23 protein-coding genes are annotated in these 21,515 nt (G+C 66.8%); 5 read left to right on the top strand and 18 right to left on the bottom strand.

What is annotated here, in order from left to right; translation table 11 throughout:
* Positions 1–70 precede the first annotated feature (70 nt).
* The 3 genes from SH584_RS07910 to SH584_RS07900 all read right to left on the bottom strand — a co-directional run bounded on the left by SH584_RS07910 (position 71) and on the right by SH584_RS07900 (position 5,182).
* Positions 71–1,315 (bottom strand): hypothetical protein, encoded by a 1,245-nt coding sequence (locus SH584_RS07910; RefSeq protein ID WP_324806114.1) that lies wholly within the window; start codon positions 1,313–1,315, stop codon positions 71–73.
* Between the two features lie 124 nt (positions 1,316–1,439).
* Positions 1,440–2,732: a spinster family MFS transporter gene (locus SH584_RS07905; protein WP_324806112.1), complete on the bottom strand. Its 1,293-nt coding sequence runs from the start codon at positions 2,730–2,732 to the stop codon at positions 1,440–1,442.
* A gap of 53 nt (positions 2,733–2,785) precedes the next feature.
* Positions 2,786–5,182 carry a TonB-dependent receptor gene (locus SH584_RS07900; RefSeq protein ID WP_324806110.1) on the bottom strand — a complete coding sequence of 799 codons (2,397 nt, stop codon included), beginning with the start codon at positions 5,180–5,182 and terminating at the stop codon, positions 2,786–2,788.
* Between the two features lie 105 nt (positions 5,183–5,287).
* On the opposite strand from SH584_RS07900, the gene SH584_RS07895 reads away from it, so the two are divergent.
* Positions 5,288–5,941, top strand: a complete 654-nt coding sequence (locus tag SH584_RS07895) for a TetR/AcrR family transcriptional regulator (RefSeq protein ID WP_324806108.1) — start codon at positions 5,288–5,290, stop codon at positions 5,939–5,941.
* Here the strand turns inward: SH584_RS07895 and SH584_RS07890 are convergent.
* From SH584_RS07890 to SH584_RS07880, 3 genes are read right to left on the bottom strand one after another with little or no spacing between them, the layout of a single operon-like run.
* Positions 5,938–7,098, bottom strand: coding sequence for a kynureninase/PvdN C-terminal domain-containing protein (locus tag SH584_RS07890; protein WP_324806106.1), 1,161 nt, complete (start codon positions 7,096–7,098; stop codon positions 5,938–5,940). The two genes, SH584_RS07895 and SH584_RS07890, sit on opposite strands and share 4 nt — an antisense overlap.
* A complete protein-coding gene (locus SH584_RS07885; RefSeq protein ID WP_324806104.1) occupies positions 7,095–7,856 on the bottom strand; it encodes a tryptophan 2,3-dioxygenase in 762 nt (253 codons plus the stop codon). The genes SH584_RS07890 and SH584_RS07885 overlap by 4 nt, the downstream gene beginning before the upstream one ends.
* Before the next feature lie 18 nt (positions 7,857–7,874).
* Positions 7,875–8,330 carry an outer membrane protein assembly factor BamE gene (locus SH584_RS07880; protein ID WP_322841743.1) on the bottom strand — a complete coding sequence of 152 codons (456 nt, stop codon included), beginning with the start codon at positions 8,328–8,330 and terminating at the stop codon, positions 7,875–7,877.
* A 116-nt stretch (positions 8,331–8,446) separates the two neighbouring features.
* On the opposite strand from SH584_RS07880, the gene SH584_RS07875 reads away from it, so the two are divergent.
* Together SH584_RS07875 and SH584_RS07870 are read left to right on the top strand one after the other, a co-directional pair.
* The gene (locus SH584_RS07875) at positions 8,447–8,962 is read left to right on the top strand and encodes a ubiquinol-cytochrome C chaperone family protein (protein ID WP_324806102.1); all 516 of its coding nucleotides are present in this window, start codon (positions 8,447–8,449) and stop codon (positions 8,960–8,962) included.
* Positions 8,959–9,486 (top strand): YceD family protein, encoded by a 528-nt coding sequence (locus SH584_RS07870; protein ID WP_324806100.1) that lies wholly within the window; start codon positions 8,959–8,961, stop codon positions 9,484–9,486. The genes SH584_RS07875 and SH584_RS07870 overlap by 4 nt, the downstream gene beginning before the upstream one ends.
* Before the next feature lie 45 nt (positions 9,487–9,531).
* On the opposite strand, the gene ssb is transcribed toward SH584_RS07870, so the two are convergent.
* Genes ssb through SH584_RS07845 form a run of 5 tightly spaced genes read right to left on the bottom strand, consistent with a single transcriptional unit; the run spans position 9,532 to position 13,839 of the window.
* Positions 9,532–10,041, bottom strand: a complete 510-nt coding sequence (ssb, locus tag SH584_RS07865) for a single-stranded DNA-binding protein (RefSeq protein ID WP_324806098.1) — start codon at positions 10,039–10,041, stop codon at positions 9,532–9,534.
* Positions 10,042–10,101: 60 nt separating this feature from the next.
* A complete protein-coding gene (feoB, locus tag SH584_RS07860) occupies positions 10,102–11,952 on the bottom strand; it encodes a ferrous iron transporter B (protein ID WP_322841747.1) in 1,851 nt (616 codons plus the stop codon).
* Complete coding sequence (locus SH584_RS07855) at positions 11,949–12,203, bottom strand: FeoA family protein (RefSeq protein ID WP_324806095.1); 255 nt, start codon at positions 12,201–12,203, stop codon at positions 11,949–11,951. Before SH584_RS07855 ends, feoB begins: the two co-directional genes overlap by 4 nt.
* Before the next feature lie 53 nt (positions 12,204–12,256).
* Positions 12,257–12,910, bottom strand: coding sequence for a COQ9 family protein (locus SH584_RS07850; RefSeq protein WP_324806094.1), 654 nt, complete (start codon positions 12,908–12,910; stop codon positions 12,257–12,259).
* A 5-nt stretch (positions 12,911–12,915) separates the two neighbouring features.
* On the bottom strand, positions 12,916–13,839 hold the full coding sequence (locus tag SH584_RS07845; RefSeq protein ID WP_324806092.1) for a DMT family transporter: 924 nt from the start codon (positions 13,837–13,839) through the stop codon (positions 12,916–12,918).
* A gap of 28 nt (positions 13,840–13,867) precedes the next feature.
* Between SH584_RS07845 and SH584_RS07840 the strand changes: the two genes are divergently transcribed.
* Positions 13,868–14,956, top strand: coding sequence for an alkene reductase (locus tag SH584_RS07840; RefSeq protein WP_324806090.1), 1,089 nt, complete (start codon positions 13,868–13,870; stop codon positions 14,954–14,956).
* A gap of 34 nt (positions 14,957–14,990) precedes the next feature.
* Complete coding sequence (locus tag SH584_RS07835) at positions 14,991–15,620, top strand: SOUL family heme-binding protein (RefSeq protein ID WP_324806088.1); 630 nt, start codon at positions 14,991–14,993, stop codon at positions 15,618–15,620.
* Here SH584_RS07835 and ribH read toward each other — a convergent pair.
* The 7 genes from ribH to SH584_RS07800 form a co-directional block, all read right to left on the bottom strand.
* The gene (gene ribH, locus SH584_RS07830; RefSeq protein ID WP_324806086.1) at positions 15,613–16,032 is read right to left on the bottom strand and encodes a 6,7-dimethyl-8-ribityllumazine synthase; all 420 of its coding nucleotides are present in this window, start codon (positions 16,030–16,032) and stop codon (positions 15,613–15,615) included. The two genes, SH584_RS07835 and ribH, sit on opposite strands and share 8 nt — an antisense overlap.
* Before the next feature lies 1 nt (position 16,033).
* Positions 16,034–17,320 (bottom strand): 3,4-dihydroxy-2-butanone-4-phosphate synthase, encoded by a 1,287-nt coding sequence (ribB, locus tag SH584_RS07825; protein WP_322841754.1) that lies wholly within the window; start codon positions 17,318–17,320, stop codon positions 16,034–16,036.
* Between the two features lie 45 nt (positions 17,321–17,365).
* Positions 17,366–17,968 carry a riboflavin synthase gene (locus SH584_RS07820; protein ID WP_324806084.1) on the bottom strand — a complete coding sequence of 201 codons (603 nt, stop codon included), beginning with the start codon at positions 17,966–17,968 and terminating at the stop codon, positions 17,366–17,368.
* Positions 17,969–18,035: 67 nt separating this feature from the next.
* Positions 18,036–18,986 carry a bifunctional diaminohydroxyphosphoribosylaminopyrimidine deaminase/5-amino-6-(5-phosphoribosylamino)uracil reductase RibD gene (ribD, locus tag SH584_RS07815; protein WP_324809533.1) on the bottom strand — a complete coding sequence of 317 codons (951 nt, stop codon included), beginning with the start codon at positions 18,984–18,986 and terminating at the stop codon, positions 18,036–18,038.
* Positions 18,987–19,034: 48 nt separating this feature from the next.
* Complete coding sequence (locus SH584_RS07810; protein WP_322841756.1) at positions 19,035–19,355, bottom strand: hypothetical protein; 321 nt, start codon at positions 19,353–19,355, stop codon at positions 19,035–19,037.
* 56 nt (positions 19,356–19,411) lie between these two features.
* On the bottom strand, positions 19,412–20,101 hold the full coding sequence (locus SH584_RS07805; protein WP_324809531.1) for an energy transducer TonB: 690 nt from the start codon (positions 20,099–20,101) through the stop codon (positions 19,412–19,414).
* Positions 20,102–20,190: 89 nt separating this feature from the next.
* Positions 20,191–21,510, bottom strand: a complete 1,320-nt coding sequence (locus SH584_RS07800; protein WP_324806081.1) for a glutamate--tRNA ligase — start codon at positions 21,508–21,510, stop codon at positions 20,191–20,193.
* Positions 21,511–21,515 lie beyond the last annotated feature (5 nt).

Genomic DNA, 21,515 nt, shown 5'->3' with positions numbered 1-21,515 from the left:
CCTAGTCTCGCTTGCGACGGACGCCGCGCGGGAGGTCCCACGCGGCGCCCTGCCGTGTCACGCCAGTCGGTCAGACAATCGCGCTGATTACCGCGGTAATCAACTGGGTCGTCGGGTCGACCTGGTAGATGTTGCCATCGTTGTACCGGTACCAGTCGTCCTGCGTGTCGTAGTAACGATCACGATAGGACAGCGGCACGTTGTAGGCGCTGTAGGCCGGCGGCAACGGCTGGCCGACCGCAAGGTCGCCCGCGAGCAATGCCGCGATGCCTTCGATCAGTCCGTTCGACGGATCGACCTGATAGATCGCGCCGTCCCCGTAGCGGTATGCATAGTCGCCGCCATCGGGATAATAAGACTGATACTGATACGGCACGTTGTAGTAATTATAGTCCGACGGATAGCTCATCCCGACCGGATAATAATAATAGTCGTTGTCCTGGTACGGGAAGAAGGCATCGATCAAATTGTCGTTGCGACCGACCTGATAGATGTAGTCGTCGTCGTAACGATAGTAATAATCGTCATTGTCGCGATACCATTGGCTGTACGCGCCATCGAGGTTGCGACCCGTCAGATAGGCCGGCAGCAACGTGCCGACGACCTTCTTGGCCTGACCCGGGGGCAGGCAGCCATTGTTCTTGCGCGCAAGGCCCGGCGGGCAGGCGTCGCCATAACCGCCGATCAGGCCTGCGCTGGTCCAGCGCGGGACGAAGCGGTCGTCGAGACGGTTGCCGTCGCTGCGGCCGACACGCCACGTCGAATAGCCGTCGCGCGGCTGTGCGAAGGCACGGCGGAAGTCCTGGCGCGCATCACGGCGGATGTCGCGACGTGCTTCGCGACGAACCTCCTGACGCACCTCGCGGCGAGCGTCCTGACGAACGTCACGGCGAGCGTCCTGACGGGCTTCGCGGCGATCGTCGCGGCGCTCGACCTGACGAATCTCTCGGCGGTTGTCCTGGCGAACCTCGCGGCGGTTTTCCTGGCGCACCTGCTGACGCGCCTCGCGGCGCTCAGGGGCGCGCTCGACACGACGTTCCTGCCGCGCCTGCTGGCGTTCCGCACGTTGCGGTCGTTCCTGGCGCGCCTGTTGGCGCTCGGCACGCTGGGGACGTTCGGCGCGCTGCTGCTGGCCGCCACCGCCGCGTTCCGCGCGCTGGCCACCGCCACCGCCGCCACCGCCGCGTTCGACCTTGGCGGGGCCACCGCCACCGCCACCCTTATCGTTTCCGCCCCCTTGGCCGCCCTTCTGGGCGAGGGCCGGCGACGCAATCGCCAAGGCTGCCGCGCCCGCGGCAAGCATCCATTTGGTCATCGGAATTCTCCTTCGAATTGCGGGCTTAACGGATCAAATCCACCCACGTTCCGAAAGCGTTGGGCCACCAGCGTGAACCGCAAATTGACGGCGTTGACGAGTCGAGCCCCTGCCGCGACGAGCGTCAGTCCGGGGTGCGGAGATACCAGTCGCGCTTGAGCGTCCGCGACGCGGCGAGGAAAAGCAGGCCGCCGAGGATGTAGAAGCCGAGGCCGATGAACAGCGCCTGGTAAAGCGCGGCGTCGCCGTACTCGGGCGTCAGGCGGTCGGTCATCGCGCCGAAGAAATAGATGCCGAAGCCGATTCCGATCAGATTGTTGATCAGCAGCATGCAGGCCGACGCCGTCCCGCGCATCGTCGGCGGGACGAGATTCTGGACCGCGTTGACGATCGGGCCGAGCCACGCGAGCGAGAGCATATAAGGAATGGTGTAGAGGATCAGGCCGAGCGCGAGCGATTCGTTGCGAAGCGCGACGACGTAGAGCGGCGCGGCGAGCAGGAAGGCGATCCCGGGGACCAGCGCGTAGGCGCCCGGACGTGCGCCGCCCAACTTGTCGCCCATCAATCCGCCGAGCCAGATGCCGAGCGACCCGCCGACGAGGACGATCACGCCGAAGTAGAGGCCGAGCTGGTCGAGCGGGAGTTCGAGCCGCGCGGTCATGTACTTGGGCAGCCAGAAGCCGAAGCCGTAGCCGCAAATCGACCCACTCGCGGCGCCGAACGAGAGCAGCCAGAAGCTGGGCTTGCGCGCCAGTGTCGCGAAGACTTCGCCGAAGCTGGGATTGACCGAGGCGCCGGCTTCGGGCGCAGCATCGAGCGCGCCGAGCGTGGGTTCGGGAACGAGGCGACGAAGCGCGATCGCGATGGGAATCCCCGCCAGCCCGATCAGAACGAACGCCCAGCGCCAGTTGAGCGCGGTCGCGATCCAGCCGCCGAAGAAGAGGCCGAGCGCCGAGCCGATCGGGATTCCGAGCGAGAAAATCGCAAGGGCGCGGGCGCGCTGCGACGGCGGGAAATAGTCGGAAATCAGGGCGTAGGACGGGGCGACTCCGCCCGCTTCGCCGATGCCGACGCCCATGCGGGCGAGGAACAATTGCCAGAAATTACCCGCCGCGCCGCACAGCGCAGTGAAAGCGCTCCACACCGCGACGGCGGTCGAAATGGTGGCGACGCGGCGCCCGCGATCGGCGAAGCGCGCAATCGGGATGGCGAAGGTCGAATAGAGCGCCGCAAAGGCGATGCCGCCCATTAGCCCAAGCTGCTCGTTGGTGAGCTTGAGCTCCGCCTGGATCGGAATGGCGAGGATCGACAGGATCTGCCGGTCGAGGAAGTTGAAAACGTAGGCCAGCAGCAGCAGCGCGAGGACGCGAGCCTGAAGGCGGGTGGTCGGCGCGGCGGCGGCGGCTTGCTGGTTCATCATCATGGTGTAGCGGGGCGCCCGGCAAAGCCAAGCGCCCCGTAACAGCCGGCCTAGAACTTATAGCCGAGCGACAACACGACCTGGCGCGGGTTGCCGTAGAATGCCGTCGCGACGCTTTCGCGGCCGAGGCTGGGGATCACGTTGCCATTGGCCGCGCGGAGCGGAACGCCGGTGACGGGATCGGTCGCCAGGAACTGGTAGCCCGAAGTCTTGTAGCGCTTGTCGAGGATGTTCTTGCCGTGGAGGCCGATCGTGAAGCGATCGGCTTCGCTGCTCCACACCAGGCTGGCGTCGAGCAGGGCGTAACCCTTTTGATCCAGGAACGGGCTGGGCAGTTCGAACTGATAGGTCTTGCTGCGATACGACAGCGTCGAGCTCAGCGACAGATCGCCGGTGCCCATCGCAACACCATATTCGGCCGAGCCCGACATCGTCCACTTGGGCGTGTTCTGCACCTTGCGGAAGTCGGCGACATCGACCGGGCCACGACCCGGAATATTGGTGATGTATTCTTTGAACTGTGCGTCGAGGTAGCCGAGCGTGCCGCTGACGTTCACATACTGGCGCTGCTCCGGATTGCGGAGGAGCGCCGCGGTCCCTTCGATCTCGATGCCCTTGAACTTGGCCTTGCCGGCATTGGTGGTCACGCCGACGAAGGTCGGGATGTTGTTGATCACCGCACCGACCGAGCCCGGGATCTGAACGTCCTTATAGTCGGCGATGAAGCCCGCGACCGCGAAGCGGAGGCGGCGGTCGAACAGGGCCGCCTTGTAGCCCAGCTCGTAGCTGTTCACGGTTTCGGGTTCGAACAGGAAGTAGTCGAAGATCTCGTCGGGCTCGCGCGTGCCGTCGGCATCGAGATCGGGCGCCGCGGTCGACAGGCCGCGCGGGTCGAACCCGCCGCCTTTGAAGCCCTTCGCATAGCTTGCGTAGAGCGTGTTGTTGTCGTCGGGCTGGAAGCTGATCGACGCGCGCGGGGTGAATTCCTTGAAAGTCTTCTTGCCTTCGAAGTTCGAGGTCAGCGCGCCGAGTTGAACGCCGTTGCCGCCAAGCTCCGGCGACGGGCCGTTGAGCAGATTGGCGCGGATGACGGTCGCGTCGCGGCGATCGTGAGTGTAGCGCCCGCCGACCGACACCGCGATCTGGCGGGTCACGTCGAAGGTGAAGTCGGCGAAGGCCGCCCACGTCTTCGTATCGACATCGCCGAAGGTCGAAGCGGTCAGCCCAGGCAGGGCGACCGGGCTGGTCGTTGCCAGGACCACGTCGAAGATATTGTTGGCGTTGGCGTTGAGATAGTAGACGCCGGCCAGGCCCTGGAGCCGGTCGCTTTCGTAGGTAACCTGGAATTCGTTCGAGAATTGCCAGTTCTTGTAGATCGCCGGAACGTCGACGTCGGCCGCGGGAAGCGAGTCGAAGTCGATCGCGGCCTGCGTCTTGTCCTTGCGATAGGACAGGATGTTCTTGAGCGTGATCGCGTCGCTGACCTTATATTCCGCGCGGAGCATGCCGCCATAGGCTTCGACTTCCTGTTCGGGCGTGTCGAGGCCGGCGCGGGTGTCGTAGACGTCGTCGAGGATCGGGGCGCCCGAAAGCAGGCCGACCGTCAGGCGGTGGCCGTTGCGCGGCTCGCTATTGTCCTTCGAATAATCGCCCGACACGCGAATGAAGAAATCGGGGGTCACATCGAACTCGGCCGACGCGCGCGCCGCCCAGATGTCCTTGTTGTAATTGTCGACGCCGTTGTTGCGGTTCTCGCCGAATCCGCCGCGGCTGAGCCGTGCGCCGGCGAGGCCGATGCGGACCGTGTCGCTGAGCGGGGTGCTGCCCGACAGGATGAGGTCGGCCTGCTTGTAGGTGCCGAGGTTCGCCTTCGCGTTGAAGGTGGTGTTGTTCGACAGGCGGCGGGTGACGTACTTGATCGCGCCGCCGATGGTGTTGCGGCCGTAAAGCGTTCCCTGCGGCCCGCGCAGCACCTCGATCCGCTCGACGTCGTAGATGTCGAGGACCGCGGCCTGCGGGCGGTTGAGATAGACGTCGTCGAGATAGATGCCGACGCCCGATTCGAAGCCGGCGACCGGATCCTGTTGCCCGACGCCGCGAATGAAGGCGGTCAGCGTGGTGTTGGTTCCGCGCGACGGTTCCAGCGTGACGTTGGGCGTGGTGTCGCCAAGGTCGGTGATGTCGGTCGCGCCCTGCCGTTCAAGCGCGGCGCCCGAATAAGCGGTGACGGCGATCGGAACGTCGATCAGGTTTTCGACGCGGCGGCGCGCGGTGACGACGATCTCGCCGGTGTCGACGGTCGATGCGGGCTCGGCGGCCTGCGTCGCGGCATTGGCGTCGGCGGCAACCTGTTCCTGGTCCTGCGCCTGCGCGGCGGTCGGCAATGCGAGCAATGCACTGCCCGCCAGAAGCAGCGCGCGCGGCGACGTAAGGTAACGCTTTGACATGAAAATCCTCCCCTTGCGTGGCACGCGCCGCCGTTCGCGGTCTTGGCCTCAGACACAGGCATAATGAAAGTTGAACCGGGTTTCAACTTATGGAATAAGAAAAGCATGGGGGGAACGACCGAGCAGGATTTGGAAGCGGCGGCGCGCGAGGCGGAATCGCCCGCGAGCGAGGGCAAGGCGCCGCGCACTGCGCGGGGTGAAAAGACGCTTCGCAAGATTCTCGATGCCGCGCTCGCCGAATTCGGCCAGCGGGGATTTCACGAAAGCTCGATTGTCGGAATTACCGCGCGCGCGAAGGTCGCGCTGGGCACTTTTTATACCTACTTCGACAGCAAGGAGGCGGTGTTCGCCGCGCTGGTCCGCGACATGTCGGGACAGGTCCGCGACCATGTCGCCCCCGCATTACAGGGTGCGACCAGCGGACTGGACGGGGAAGGCCGCGCGCTCGCCGCCTACCTCCGCTTCGTCGAGGGCCACAAGGAAGTGTACCGCATCATCGACGAGGCCGAATTCGTCGATCCGGCGGGCTTTCGCATGCATTATGAGACGACGGCGGAGCGCATCGCTTCGCGGCTTGATGCGGCAGCGACACGCGGCGAGATCGCGCCCGCCGACGCGCTCGCGACCGAGGTTCGCGCCTGGGCGCTGATGGGAATGAACGTCTTCCTGGGCCTGCGCTTCGGGGTGTGGGGCGACGAAGACCCGGACGAAGTCGCGGCGCACGCCAACGCGCTTATCCGGCGCGGGATGGGATCCTAGAGCGTTCGGACGAGCGCGGCGAAGGCGTCGATGTCCGCCTCGTCATGATAGAGGCCAAACCCGATGCGAAGCACGTCACCGCGAACGTCGGTGACGCAGCCCTGATTCATCAGCGCTTCGCACCAGCGGGCAGCTTCGGAGCTGCGGAAGGCGAGGAAGCGCGCATGCGGCTTGCCGTCGAGCGGGTTGAGCAGCTCCGCCTTGGCCAGCGCCGACCCGTCGATCGAATCGAGCAGGCGCTGGTGAAGATCGCCGACCCTCGCCGAAATGGTGGCGGTCGTCAGGCCCTCGCGGGCAAGCATCCGCTTGATCGAATTGAACCGATAGAGCGACGACGGGTCGAAGGTCGCGCCCATGAAGCGCATCGCGTCGGGCGCGTAGCCGACCATGCCCGGCGGAAGCGTCAAATCGTCGAACTCGGCATACCATCCGGTGAGCGGCGGCCTCGGGCCGAAGCCCGGCGGGCAGTGCATCAGACCCATGCCCTCGCCCGCCATCGCATATTTGTAGCCGCCGCCGAGGTAGAACAGGCGGTCGGCGAGCGAAGCGGGAAGCGGCGCATCGATCGCCATGAAGGCGTGATAGCCGTCGATGACGACCCACGGACCGTCGGGGCGAGCCAGCGCGGCCAGCTGTTCGAGCCCCTCGAACCGCTGCCCGCTTCCAAACAGAACATGGCTGACCAGGATCAGATCGTAATCGCCCGATTCGGCGGACGCCACGAAGCGGTCGGTGAAGTCGTCGAACGGCTCGGCGGCGACCCGTGTCTCCTGGAACCAGCCGTCCTCGGCCCAGCGCGCGAATTGTCGCCGCGCGCTATGGAATTCGCCGTCGCTGGCGAGCACCTTGAGGCGACGCGGATCGGCGCGCGGACAGGCTGCGGCCAGTCGGATCAGGAAGTCGTGGGTATTCGCCGCGAAGACGATCGCCGACGGATCGCCGGTGCCAAGCTCTTCGGCGACGTGGCGCTGCGCCTCGGGCCAGACCTCGCCCATCACCCGTTCCCACTTGCGGTCGGCGAGGCGCGAGGCATCTTCCCAGCATTCGACCTGCCCGTCGAACGAGGCATCGGGCCACAGATGATGGCTGTGCGCCGCCATGTGCAGACGCTTCGGCGCCGCGCCCAGCGAGCGCGAGAACAGATGCTTGAAACTCACAGAGAGGTTCGCAGCGACCAGAGTTGGGGGAAGGCGCGCTTGGTCAGCGTCGAGGCCAGATAGGCCGCCCCCGCCGATCCGCCGGTGCCGGTCTTCATGCCGATGATCCGCTCGACGGTAAGCAGGTGCTTGTGCCGCCATGCGGCAAGCGCGTCATCGAGATCGACCAGTTTCTCGGCGAGTTGATACAGTCCGAAATAGGTTTCCGGCGCGCGATAGACCGCGAGCCACGACGCTTCGATGGCGTCGTCGCCGTCCACGTCGAACCCGGCGCGGGCAAGCGCGGCATTGGCGGCGTCCCACAGCGACGGGTCGTCAAGCGCGCGCTGGAGCTTCGCGCGACCTTCCTCGCCGCCCTCGTGATAGGCGAGGAACTTGGGGTCCTTGATGCCCAGCCGATACTCAAGTTCGCGAAACTGCGCCGACTGGAAGCCCGAGGACGTGCCGAGCACGTGACGGAAGGCGCTGTAGTCGACCGGGGTGAGCGTCGCGAGGACGTCCCACGACAGCGTCATCACCGTCTGGATCCGGCTGACCCGTGACAGCGCCTTATAGGCCTTGGCGAACTGGTCCTGCCGGACGAGCGAGATCGCCAGCGCGACCTCGTGCAGCATCTGCTTGAGCCAGAGTTCCTTGGTCTGGTGGATGATGACGAACAGCATCTCGTCGTGCAGGTCGGACAGCGGCCGCTGTGCCGACAGCAAGGTGTCGAGATGCAGATAGTCGGCGTAGCTCATGCCGGACGGAGTCGCGGTCATGACGACGCACCCTTTCGCTTACTGGGGGCTCGAACCGGGAAGGCCGGGCTGCGAGATGGTGCCGATTCCGCCGAACAGTTCGGAGAAGAAGCTGCGCTGGCGGCCAAGCGTCGGTGTGGCGTCGCCCGACGGCGCGACCGAGGCGATCAACTCCTCGCCGCTCTTCTGGACCGAAGCGACGTTGCCCGCCGCGTCGAAGCGGATGCGGAGCACTTCCTGGTCGGTGACGCGCGGGTTGCGGAAAGCAAGCTGCGCGGTGTCGCGCGACAGGTAGATCCACTCGTTCGCGTCGAACTGGCCGGTCAGGGTCGGGCGGCCGAGCGAACGGGTCACCGATTCCTTATTGTCGATTCCCGGCTGGATGGCGTCGGCGAGCGTGCGGTCGATGACGTAGCCGCGATGATCGCGGATCCCGGCGCAGGCGCTGAGCGTCAGTCCGAGGGCGATGGTCGCTGCGATGGCGCGCTTGGTCATTCGTCACGTCTCCGTTGGATCGGGTGTCTTGTCACATGCCCCGCGACGCTCAATATGCTGGGACAGGCGGCAGGTGCAAGCCGCGCGTGGCGTCAGCCCGCCTCAGGAGACACTCGATGCGCTCGATCATGGCGATGTTTCGCCCCAAGGGACCCGACGCGGGGCCGCTCTATGCCGCGGTCGTCGCGGAGGCTCGCCGCCCGGCCTGGTACCGCGAAGGCGCGGTGGCGGACACGCTCGACGGTCGTTTCGCGGTGCTCGCCAGCCTGACCGCGCTCACCATCCTGCGCCTCGAGACGGGCGAGGAAGCCGCGGTGCGCCACTCGGTCGCGCTGACCGAGAGCTTCATCGCCGACATGGATGCGCAGATGCGCGAACAGGGGTTCGGCGATCCGTCGATCGGCAAGCAGGTTCGATCGATGGTCGGGGCGCTGGCGACGCGGGTCGACCGCTGGCGCAATGCGCGCGAGGATCGCGACCTATGGGAAGATGCGGTGCGCTTCAGCGTCTATCGCGATTCGCTTCCGCCGGTCGAAACCGCGCTGACCTATTCGAGCGAGGCGTTGCGCCGGTTCGACGAAGGCCTGTCCGGGCTGAACGACCGCCACCTGATCGAAGGAAAAATCGGATGAGCGATTTTGCACACCGCCTGTCGCTCGATTCGATCCGCACCGGCGATCGCATCGATTTGGTCGCGACGCCCGAGGAATGCCAGGCGGTCGCGGACCGGCTGCGGCTGCTTTCGCTCGATCGGCTCGACGCGCATGCGGTGCTGATGCGCGATGGCGATACCGTGCTGGCGACTGGAAGGCTGAAGGCCGCGCTCACCCAAGCGTGCGTCGCGACGGGCGAGCCGGTGTCGGAGCATGTCGACGAGGCGTTCAGCCTGCGCTTCATCCCCGCGCCGACCGGCGTTCCGGGGGACGAGGAGGTCGAGCTGAAGGCCGACGACCTCGACACCAGTTTCCACGACGGCGCGGCGATCGACCTCGGCACCGCGGTCGCCGATACGCTGGCGCTGGAGCTAGATCCCTATCCGCGCAGCGCGAACGCCGAAGAGGCGCTGCGGGAGGCGGGCGTGGTCAGCGAGGAAGAAGCGGGACCCTTCGCTGCACTCGCCGCGCTCAAGGCGAAGATGGGCGGATCCGACGCCTAGGCGGAAGAGCGGCGCGCCCCCCAATGGCGGCGCGCCTCATGTCGTTTAGAACGGCACGTCGTCGTCGAGGTCGCTGTCGAACGCCGACGGTTGCGGGCGCGACTGGGGCTTCGAGCCGCCGCCGCCATAACCCGAGCCGCCAAAGCCGCCGCCACCGCCGCCCGAGGACGATCCATAGTCGCCGCCGCCCGAACCGCCGCCTCCTTCGCCGCGCGCGTCGAGCAGGACGAGTTCACCGCGGAATTTCTGGAGCACGATCTCGGTCGTGTAGCGGTCGGCGCCCGACTGGTCCTGCCACTTGCGGGTTTGAAGCTGGCCTTCGATGTAAACCTTCGAACCCTTGCGCAAATAGCTCTTGGCGACACGGCCGAGGTTTTCGTTGAAGATCGCGACCGAATGCCATTCGGTCTTTTCCTGGCGGTTGCCGTCACGGTCCTTCCAGGTTTCCGACGTGGCGATTCGCAGGTTGACCACCTCGCCGCCGTTGCTGAACGAGCGGCTTTCCGGGTCCTGGCCCAGATTGCCCACCAAAATCACCTTGTTCACGCCGGCCATGCCGCTCTCCTTTTTCGATTTGGATGAGCGTTAAGCCGCGCAGACGGCGGCGGCAACAGCCTATCCGAGCCCCAAGGCGACCGCGGTCCAGTAGGTCGCGCCGGCGGCGATATAGGCCAGCACGAACAGGTAGGTGACCATGAAGATCGGCCACTTCCACCCGTTGGTTTCGCGGCGGGTGACGGCGATGGTCGAGATGCACTGCGGCGCGAACACGAACCAGGCGAGGAAGGCGAGCGCGGTGGCGAGGCTCCATCGGCCCGCGATCCGTTGTTCGAGCGTCTGCAGCCCGCCTTCGTCCTCGGCATCGAGCGAATAGACGGTGCCGATCGCCGCGACCGCGACTTCGCGCGCGGCCATGGCGGGCAAGAGCGCGAGGCTGATGTCCTTGTTGAAGCCGATCGGCGCGACGACGACGTGGATCGCATCGCCGATCCGCCCCGCGATCGACACGTCGCTTTGTTTCTGCCCCGGTCCCGCCTGCGGGAAGCTGGCCAGCGCCCACAGGATGACAGTGGTCAACAGGATGATCGTGCCCGCGCGCTTGAGGAAAATCGCCGCGCGCTGCCACAGGCCGATCGCGACGTCGGCGAGGCGCGGCATCTGATATTTGGGCAATTCCATCATGAACGCCCCGCCGCCGCCTTTCACCACGGTCTTGCGCAGAGCGACCGCGGCGATCAGCGCGCCGACGATCCCGGCGAGGTAGAGCACGAACATCACCACGCCCTGCAGCCCGATCCCGGGCGCGAGCGAGCGCTCGGGAATGAAGGCGGCGATGATCAGCGTGTAGACCGGAAGCCGCGCCGAGCAGGTCATCAACGGCGCGACGAGGATCGTCGTCAGCCGGTCCTTGGGATCGGCGATTGTGCGCGTCGCCATGATCCCCGGCACTGCGCAGGCGAAGCTCGACAGCAGTGGGATGAACGCCCGCCCCGACAGCCCGGCATGACTCATCAGCCGGTCCATCAGGAAGGCGGCGCGGACCATGTAGCCGGTCGATTCGAGGACGAGGATGAATAGAAACAGGATCAGGATCTGCGGCAGGAAAACGATCACTGCGCCGACGCCCGCGAACAGCCCGTCGACAACCAGCGAGCGCAGAACGCCGCTGGGCATCGCGTCGCCGATCGCCTGGCCCAGTCCGATCGTTGCCGCCTCCAGCGCGTCGGCGGGGACCGCGGACCAGGCGAACACCGCCTGGAACATGACGAACAGGACGGCGGCGAGGATCAGCGGGCCGATGAAGGGGTGGAGCAGCACGCCGTCGAGGCGATGCGTGATCAGACGGGTCGGCGTTTCGCTGAGGATCGAGGCCATCGCGATATCGCGCGCGCGGCGTTGCAGCAGCAGCGGATCGTGGCTCGGCCCGTCGCCGGCGCGGATCTTCGTCGGCGTGGCGAGCAGGTCGCCGAGCGTGGTGCGAAGCTCGTCGAGCCCGCGCTTCCGCACCGCGACGGTTTCGATCACCGGAACGCCGAGCTGTTCCTCGAGCCGCTTGGCGTCAAGTTCGAGCCCGTCCCGCTTGGCAAGGTCGACCATGTTGAGCGCAACCACCGTCGGCAGGCCGAGGTCGATCAGCTGCAAGGCAAAGCGAAGATGGTTGTCGAGATTGGAGGCATCGACGACGATCAGAAGCGCCTGCGGAAGCCGTTCGCCCTGCTGCTTGCCGAGCAGGACATCGCGAGTGACTTCCTCGTCGGGACTGGTCGGGTCGAGGCCGTAGGCGCCGGGCAAGTCAACCAGTTCGATTGCCGACCCGTCGGGCAGGCTGGCGCGGCCGACGTGGCGCTCGACCGTGACGCCGGGGTAGTTGCCGACCTTCTGGCGAGCGCCGGTCAGCGCGTTGAACAGGACGCTCTTGCCGGCATTGGGGTTGCCGACGACCGCGACCAGCGGGAGTTCGATCATGCGGCCTCGGGAACGACTCGAACAGCGCGGGCGTGAACCTTGCGGATGGCGACGGTCATTCGGCCGACGCGAACCGCGAGCGGATCGCGCCCGAACGGACCAAGATGGAGCGGCTGGACCGCGACGCCTTCGTCGAAGCCGAAGTGGCGCAGGCGGCTCGCTTCGCCCTCGTCCAGCTCGGCCCAGGCGATCGCGGCGATCCGCGCCCGGTGTCCAAGCTTCAGTTGATCGAGAAAGAGATCGTCAGCCATTTGCGACTGATTATCAATAACAGCACGAAATGCAAAGCGCTATCGCTTATGCCTTAGCGCGGCGGGTAGCGCAGGCGGCCGAGGAATCGTGAAAGACTGGGCCGCGTCATATCGCTGCCCTTCCAGCCGGCCTTCCACTTTTCGAAGCGCATCACGTCGCCGAGGCGGCGGTCAAGGAAGGCGGCGGTGTCGGCAAAATCGTCGCTGTCATCGTCGAGCCACGCCAGCAGGGTCGAGGTGTAGACGCCCGCAAGGATGGTGCGCTTGGTGTAATGGTTGAAGTCGGTCGCGGTGTCGCCCGCCAGCCGCCACATCAGGTCCGCCGAGCGCCAGCCGGTGCGAAGCGCGAGCGGCACGTTTTGCGGCATCGACAGGATCGCGAGCGCCTTGCGCACCGCCTCCCGGGCCGGCGCGGTTGTTTCAAGGCGGAACCAGATCATCGAGCGGATGCGGTCGCGCACCTTCATCGCCGCGACGACTTCAGGCGTGAAATGCGCCTCCATTGCCGCGTCGACGCCCTGGATCCACGCGTCGATCATTCCCGCCGGATCCTTGGGATAGGCCAAGCGCGCCTGCGCCGCGTCGAAGCCAATCTGCGCGGCGGCGCTGTCGACTGCCGCTTGGGTCCATCCGTCGAACACGGCATTTTCGCCAACGGGAAGCGCGAGTCGGAGGCGAAGCGCCTCGAGCGGAGTGGGGTCGGCCATCGCCATTACTTGGGCACGGGCGCTTCGGCGCGCAAGTTCGGTGGTCCACTGTCGGGGCGTTTGACCAGTACCAGCGCGACCACGATCATCGCCGCGCCGGTCCAGTCGAGCGGAGTGAAGCTTTCGCCATAATAGAGCCAACCCAGCAGCGCGGAGAGCGCGGGCTGGGTCAGCATCGCGATCCCGACCACCAACGGCGGTACATGGCCAAGCGCGTAGACCAGCAGCCCCTGCCCCACGACCTGGCTGCACAGCGCCAGAGCGACGAGCCCGGTCCAGTCGGCGGGCACGACCTGTTCACCCGATACGATCGCGGCGGGGAGCAGCAGCGCCGCCCCGAACAGCGAGGCGATGAACAGCAGCGGAACCGGCTTCACTGTCCCGCGCGTCCGTTCGACCAGGATCAGGTAGCCGGTGTAGAGCAGCCCCGCGAGCGCCGACAGGAGGTCGCCGCGCAAATGCGCTGCCGACAGTTCGGCGCTGCCATACATCAGCAACCCGCAGCCGAGCGCCGCCAGCGCGAGCGCTACCGCCTGAACCAGCGACGGCCATTTGCGGATCAGCCACAGGCCCCATGCCGCGAACAGGAAGCTCGAGAGATTGCCGAACAGCGTTGCGTTGCCGAGCTTCGTCAACTCGATCCCCGCATGCCAGGCGGCAAGGTCGGCGGCGAAGAAGGCGGCGGCGAACAGGATCGCGACGGTCACGGCGCGCTTCGGCCAGTCGACCGGCTGCTTTGCCATCCGCGCGATCAGCCACAAGAATGGCAAGGCCAGCGCCAGCCGCCAGAAACCCGCCGAAATCGGCCCGACGCCGGAGTGGCGCACGAGGAACGGCCCCCCTGCCAGCGCAAGGTTTCCGACCAGAAGCGCGACGAACGCCCATGGATGCGCCCTTGGCAAGTTTCGATTTGCTACTATCTCTGCCACCCGGTCCCCTTACTAAGGAATGCTGCCCATGCCTACGTTGTTCGACCCCGTGGAATTGGGCGACCTCAGCCTTCCCAATCGCATCCTGATGGCGCCGCTGACTCGCGGACGGTCGAACCGCGAAGCGGTGCCGACGCCGATCATGGCCGAATATTATGCGCAGCGCGCGGATGCCGGACTGATCATTTCCGAAGCGACCGGGATCAGCCGCGAAGGTCTGGGCTGGCCCAATGCGCCGGGCCTGTGGACGCAGCAGCAGGTCGAAGGCTGGATGCCGGTCACCGAGGCGGTTCACAAGGCCGGTGGCCGCATCGTCGCGCAGCTGTGGCACATGGGGCGGCTGGTCCACGACAATGTCAGCGGCCTTCCGAACATCAGCGCATCGGCGACCAACGCGCCGCACTACGCCCACACCTATGAGGGCAAGAAGGATTATCCGCAGGCCCGCGCCGCGACGCACGACGACATTCAGCGCATCCTGGGCGACTATGCGACCGCGTCGCGCAACGCGATCGCGGCAGGGTTCGACGGCGTCCAGATCCACGGCGCCAACGGCTATCTGATCGACCAATTCCTTCGCGACGGCACCAACCTTCGCACCGACGATTATGGCGGGCCGGTCGAGAACCGCCTGCGCTTCATGCGCGAGGTCGTCGAGGCGGTGGTTGCCGAGGTTGGAACGGGCCTGACCGGCATTCGCCTGTCGCCCAACGGCGACGTTCAGGGTTGCGACGATAGCGACAATCACGCGCTATTCACCGCGGCGGCGGCGGCGCTCGAGGATCTCGGCGTGTCGTGGCTCGAACTGCGCGAGCCCGGTCCCGGCTCGACCTTCCGCCCGACCGACGAACCGCCGGTCAGCCCGGCGATCCGCAAGGTCTTTTCCGGGACGCTCGTGCTCAACAGCGACTATGTCGGCGGGACCGCGCAGGCGCGGCTCGACGAAGGCAATGCCGACGCGATCAGCTTCGGCCGGCCGTTCCTTGCCAATCCCGACCTCGTCGATCGGCTTCGCAAGGACGCCGAGCTCAACGATTGGGACGTCGGCACCTTCTACTCGCCGGGACCGCAGGGCTACACCGATTACCCGACACTGGGGGAACGTAACCCCGCCTGACCGGTTCGTCGTTCATCCAATCAGGAGGATGACGATGCGCAAGGATGTGATGGTTGGTGCGGCCGCGGTGGGCGCGGCCCTGCTCGGCGGTGCGGCGCTATACGTCCTGCGCGAGCGGCAGACCGAAGAACCCGACTACCGCGTGCTCGCGACCGATGGCGATTGCCAGATTCGCGAATATCCCGCGATCACGGTCGCCGAGACGGTCGTCGAGGGCGGACGCAAGGACGCGTTGGGCCGCGGCTTCCGCGTGCTCGCCGACTATATTTTCGCCAAGTCGCGGGACGGAGAGGAATTGCCGATGACGGTCCCCGTCATGCAGGACGCGGGCGATCCGATGGCGAGCGATCCGCCCTTGTTCGACGACGATCTGGAAGGCGCGTGGCGGACCCGCTTCGTCATGCCCGCCGGGCGGACCGAGGATGACCTTCCCGCCGCGCCCGACGGTGTCGACCTGATCGAGATCGGCGCACGCCGCGTCGCGGTGATCAGCTTTGCCGGTCGCGCCGACGATCGGTTGCTGGCCGAGCAGGAGGACCGGCTTCGCGGCTGGCTTGCCCGTCGCGGCGAGGCGAGCGAGGCCGAGCCCGAATATGCCTTTTACAATTCGCCGATGATTCCCGGACCACTGCGCCGCAACGAAGTGTGGTTGCCGCTCAGCTGAACGAGTTGCGGACGGCGAGCAGCGCCAGCGCGGCCTCGGCGGCGCCGGCGCCCTTGTTCGCCTGTGCCGGATCGGCACGAACGATCGCCTGCGCTTCATTCTCGACAGTGAGGATGCCGTTGCCGACCGCAAGCCCGTCCATCGTCAGCGCCATCAGGCCGCGCGCGCTTTCGCCGGCGACGATCTCGAAATGCCACGTCTCGCCGCGAATGACGACGCCGAGCGCGACATAGGCGTCGAAGCGCGAGCTTTCGGCGGCAAGCGCGATCGCGCCGGGGAGTTCGAGCGCGCCCGGAAGCGTGATCGTTTCGTGGCTATGCCCCGCCGCGTCGAGCGCCCCGCGCGCACCGGCGAGGAGCATGTCGTTGAGGTGAGCGTAGAAGCGCGCCTCGGCAATCAGCACATGGGCCATGTCAGGCGTCCTTCCCGGTGATGCAGCGTTCCTCGACGATCGCGAGGCCATATGCGCTCAGGCCGACCGGCGTGTGGCTGGTGTTGCTGAGCAGGATCATGTCGTGGATGCCGAGCGCGGCGAGGATCTGCGCCCCGATGCCATATCCGCGCAGCGTCGGATTGGCGTCACCCGGCTTGCCCGATCGGAGGTCGGTCGCGCGGCTGAGCGAACCGGCGGCGGCGGCATGCAGCGCGACGACCACGCCCGAGCCCTCGGCCTCGATCATCGCCATCGCCCCGTCGAGCAGGCCGGCGCGCGGGCTGGCCTCGCCAAGGAGGTCGGCGAACAGGTCGATCGAGTGCATCCGCACCAGCGTCGGCGCAGACGGGTCGATCGCTCCGTGGACGAGCGCTAGTTGCTCCTCGCCGCTCGCCTTGTCGCGGAACACGCGCGCCGTCCACGCCGCGCCCGACCGAGCGGTGAACCGCGTTTCCGCCACCGGCTCGACCATGTGGTCCTTTTTCAAGCGGTAAGCGATGAGGTCGCGGATCGTGCCGATCTTCAGCCCGTGGGTGCGCGCGAACTCCATCAGGCCGTCGAGGCGCGCCATCGTGCCGTCCTCGCTCATGATCTCGCAGATCACGCCCGAGGGATTGAGCCCGGCGAGCCGCGACACGTCGACGGCGGCCTCGGTATGACCGGCGCGCACCAGGACGCCGCCTGGACGGGCGACGAGCGGGAAGACATGGCCGGGCGAGACGATCGCGTCGGGCCCGTTCGACGAATCGATCGCCACCGCGATGGTGCGCGCGCGGTCGGCGGCGCTGATCCCGGTGGTGACGCCCTCGCGCGCCTCGATCGACACGGTGAAGGCAGTCTCCATCGAGGTGCGGTTGTTGCGAGTCATCGGCTCCAGCCCAAGCTGGTCGACCCGCGCCTTGCCGAGCGCCAGGCAGATCAGCCCGCGGCCATGGCGCGCCATGAAGTTGATCGCATCGGGGGTCGCCATCTGTGCCGGGATGATAAGGTCGCCCTCATTCTCGCGGTCGTCGTCGTCGACAAGGATGTACATGCGCCCGTTGCGCGCCTCGTCGATGATCGCTTCGGCCCCGACCAAAACGTCCTGGACGCCGCGGTCGAGCAGCTTTTCGAGCCGGACGAGCGTATCCGCGGTCGGATTCCAGTCGGCCGCGCCAAGCTTGCGGAGCGAGTTGGGGTGGAGGCCGGCGGCGCGGGCGAGGCCGCTACGGCTCGCCTCGCCCGAGGACACGAGGCTGCTGAGCCGTTCGATGAGATTGGTAGACATGAACGCCGGCTATCACATTCCAGTGTGATATGCCAGCGGGCCGATTCACATTCGTGCGGCGGCCATCCGCTCGAGATAACGTGCGAGCACGTCGATTTCGAGGTTGAGCTGGCGGCCGACGGCGATCCCGCCTAGCGTGGTGTGATCGCCGGTGTGGGGGATGAGGTTGACGGTGAACCGCGTCACGTCGCCCTCGTCGCGGACGTCGTTGACGGTCAGCGAGACGCCGTCGAGCGCGATCGATCCCTTGGGCGCGATCCCGCCCCCTAGCTTGCGCGGCGCGTCGATCGTGACCGTCCAACTGCCGCCGACCTCCTCCACCGAGGACACGGTTGCCACCGCATCGACGTGACCGGTGACCATATGCCCGCCGAGTTCGTCGCCCATGCGGAGCGCGCGTTCGAGGTTGAGGCGAGCGCCTTCATTCCACAGTCCGCCGCCGGTGCGCGCGATCGTTTCCGCGCTGACATCGACCGCGAACCAGTCGGGGCCCTTGTCGACCACGGTCAGGCAGGCGCCCGAGCAAGCGATCGATGCGCCGAGCGCAATGGTGTCGGTATCGTAGCGGCAGCCGATCACCAGCCGCGTGTCGCCGCGTTCCTCGCGGGTGCGAACCGTGCCGATGTCGGTGATGATTCCGGTGAACATGCGCGGCCTTTTCTTGTCGTATCATTTGGGCGGAAAATCGGATCCCGCTACTCCTGATGACACTCAGCTAATCCCTGACGCGCTCGTAGACTTCGAGCCGGTCGATGCCAAGGTGAGCGGCATCGGCGGCGCGCCAGCGGCCGTGGGCATCGGCGATCGCATCGAGCCCGATGTAGCCGACGCTCGACTTGCCCTCCCCGACCAGGATCGGGGCGCGGTAGATCAGGATGCGGTCGACCAGGTCGGCGGCGAGGAAGGCGGTCGCGGTCGACGATCCGCCCTCGACCAGCAGGTCGTTGACGTCATGAAGTCGATGGACATCCTGCGGAGAAGAAAGCGTTTCCCAGCCGTCGACGGGTTCGCCGCGGGTGAGCAGCGCCTTGCGCGGCGACCACATTTCCAGCCCCGGCAGGCGAACGTCCAGACTTGGCCGGTCGGCGAGGTAGGTACCGCGACCGACCAGGATCATGTCGCTCGCCGCGCGCTCAAGGTGGACGTGGGCGCGCGCGTCCTCCCCGGTGATCCACTTCGATTCGCCCGAGGGGAGCGCGATCTTGCCGTCGATCGACAGCGCCAGCTTGAGCGTGACGCGCGGACGGCCAAGCGCCATGCGGGTCAGATACCCGGCCATCGACCGGCGCGCGGCTTCGGCGCCGACGGCGACGTCGACCTCGATCCCGGCGTCGCGAAGGCGGGAGAACCCTTGGCCCGCGGTGCGCGGATCGGGATCTTCTAGCGCGGCGACGACGCGGCCGATCCCGGCGGCGGCGATCAGGTCCGAACAGGTCGGGCCGCGAACGCTTCGATGCGCGCAGGGTTCAAGCGAGGTATAGAGCGTGGCGCCCTTGGCTTTTTGACCGGCCTCTCCGAGCGCGACCGCCTCGGCATGCGGTCGGCCACCCGGAGCGGTCGCGCCTCGCCCGACGATCTCACCGTCCGCGACGATCACGCATCCGACGTTCGGATTGGGTGCGGTGCGTCCGCGCGCGGCGTCGCCTAGGCGGACGGCTTCGGCCATCCAGCGCGCATCGTCGCCCCCCGACCCGATCACGCGCGTGCCGCCGGCTTACATGCCAAGCTGTTTTTCCAGCGCCTGATATTCCTGACGGCGCTTCTCGGCCGCGGCGCGCTTCGCCTCGGCATCGATCTTCTGCTGGGCGATGATGTCGGCATCGGTGCGGTCGGGGGCGTAATTTTCGACATAGACGATTGTCGGCGGCGGGGCGGTGTTCACCTTCGCATCCACGGTGAAGATGATGAGGATGATCGTCGTCACCAGCAGCGACATGATCAGGCCGAGCACCTGTTCGCGGCTCCGCTGGCGAAGAAAGGCGCGAAGGTCGGCGAAGGCGGCGCGGGGGCTGACCGCGGGGGGAAGCATGGGCATGACGCCGTCAAAGATAGGGCGGGACGGCGCGCTTCGCCAGCCCCGCCCTTTTCACGTCACGCGTCGTCGAGCTGGAAGCGCAGCGTGATCACCGTCGTTGATTCCACCGCTTCGCCGTCGAGCGTCGCAGGGGCGTAACGCCACGCCCTGACGATATGACGTCGTGCCGCTTCCAGGAACGCCGGGTCGGCCGCCGCTGCGGGCTCGACCGCCGTCACCCGCCCGCGCGCATCGATCGTCAGGCGAAGGCGAAGCGACGCCTCTTCCTCCGACCGGATCTTCGACACGGGATAGGGCGGCCGGATCGAATCGGGCGGGGTGATGAAGCGCGCCGCCTTGCGCACCGGCATGACCAGCGGCCGCGGCGGTGGCTGCAGGGGCAAGTCGACATCTCCGCTGCCGATCGTGGGTCCGCTGTTTGGCGTCGTCGTTCCGCTGTCCAGCGTCGGCCCAGGCAAGGGGTTGGGCAGCGGACGTGGGGGCGGGGGGATCACGATCGTCTCGGTGCGAGGCTCCACCGTCTGGCGCGGTTCGACCGGCTCGGTCGGCTTGGGCGGAGGGGGCGGGGGCGGCTTGAGCGGCACGTTGAAGATGTCGATCGGTACCGGAAGGCCGCCGGGATCGATCGCCATCTTCGTGGTCAGGGCGATTCCGACCACTGCGATGTGGCCGATCAGAATCAGGCCGAGGAACTTGGGCGATCCGGCGCGCTCGGCGGGCCGGGACGGGGAAGCGTAACCTAACATCACGAGCCTCCTACTGGGAAGCTGTGATGATACACTATTACATTACGTTGACAAGCTGGTCTTGAAGGAAAGAAAAACCGTCAATTTCCTCAGTTTTGCGCGGCTGCCTGTAAGCGCGCCACGCTGCGAGCCTTGCCGATCAGGCGGATCATTGACGCCATCTCGGGGCCCGAGTCGCGACCGGTGAGCGCAAGGCGGAGCGGGTGGAACAGGCCCCGACCCTTGCGCCCGGTGTCCTGCTTGAGCGCGTCAGTGAGCGCCTTCCAGGGATTGTCGTCCCACTCGATCGTCGCGGCGATTTCGGCCGCCGATGCGAGGAACGGCTTGTCGTCTGGCACGACTTCCGGCGTTGCGATGTCGCCGTGGAGGACATCGATCCAGTTCGCCGCCTCGCCGAGATGTGCAAGGTTTCCGCGCAAGGCCGCCCACTCCGCTTCGCCGAGTTCGGCAGGCAGTCGGTCGGCGACCTGCGCGTAGTCGAGCGCGTGAAGCAGCTTTGCGTTGAGCAGTTCGAGCTCGGCCAAATCGAAATGAGCGGGCGCTCGCCCGAAGGTCGCGAAGTCGAACCCGGCAGCGAGGTCGTCGAGCGTCGCACGCGCTTCGACCGGCTGGCTGGTGCCGAGCCTCGCCAGCAGCGAATTGACCGCCATCGGTTCGATCCCGGCGTCACGGAGCGCGTCGACGCCGAGTGAGCCCAGCCGCTTCGACAGCTTGCCCTCCGCCGCGACGATCAGCGCTTCGTGCGCGAAAGCGGGCGGCGCGGCGCCGAGCGCGGCGAACATCTGCAGCTGCACCGCGCTGTTCGAGACGTGATCCTCGCCGCGAACGACGTGGGTGATGCCAAGGTCGATGTCGTCGATCACCGAGGGCAACAGATAGAGCCAGCTGCCGTCGGCGCGGCGGACCACAGGGTCGCTAATCAGCGCGGGGTCGAATTTCTGGTGGCCGCGGACAAGGTCGTCCCACTCGATCGGGGCATCGTGGTCGAGGCGGAAACGCCAGTGCGGCGCGATGCCGTCGGGGACCGGCGCGTCCACCGGCTTGCGCTCGTACACCGGCGGCAGGCCGCGACCGAGCAGCACCTTTCGGCGGACGTCGAGTTCCTCGGGCGTTTCGTAGCAGGCGTAGACTCGGCCCGCGTCACGAAGGCGCTGGAATTCGCGCTCGTACAGGTCGAACCGCTCCGACTGGCGCGCCTCGCCGTCGGGGATCAGGCCAAGCCAGCCAAGATCGGCGCGGATCGCGTCGACATGCTCGTCGCGGCTGCGCTCGGCATCTGTATCGTCGATCCGCAACAGGAAGCGCCCGCCATGCGCCTTGGCGAACAGTGCGTTGTGAAGCGCGGTGCGGATGTTGCCGACGTGAAGCCGGCCGGTCGGCGAGGGGGCGAAACGGGTGGTGACGGTCATGCGCC

Source organism: Sphingomonas sp. LY29 (assembly GCF_035593985.1).
Classification (GTDB): Bacteria; Pseudomonadota; Alphaproteobacteria; order Sphingomonadales; family Sphingomonadaceae; genus Sphingomicrobium.
This window is presented reverse-complemented; position numbering and strand designations above follow the sequence as displayed.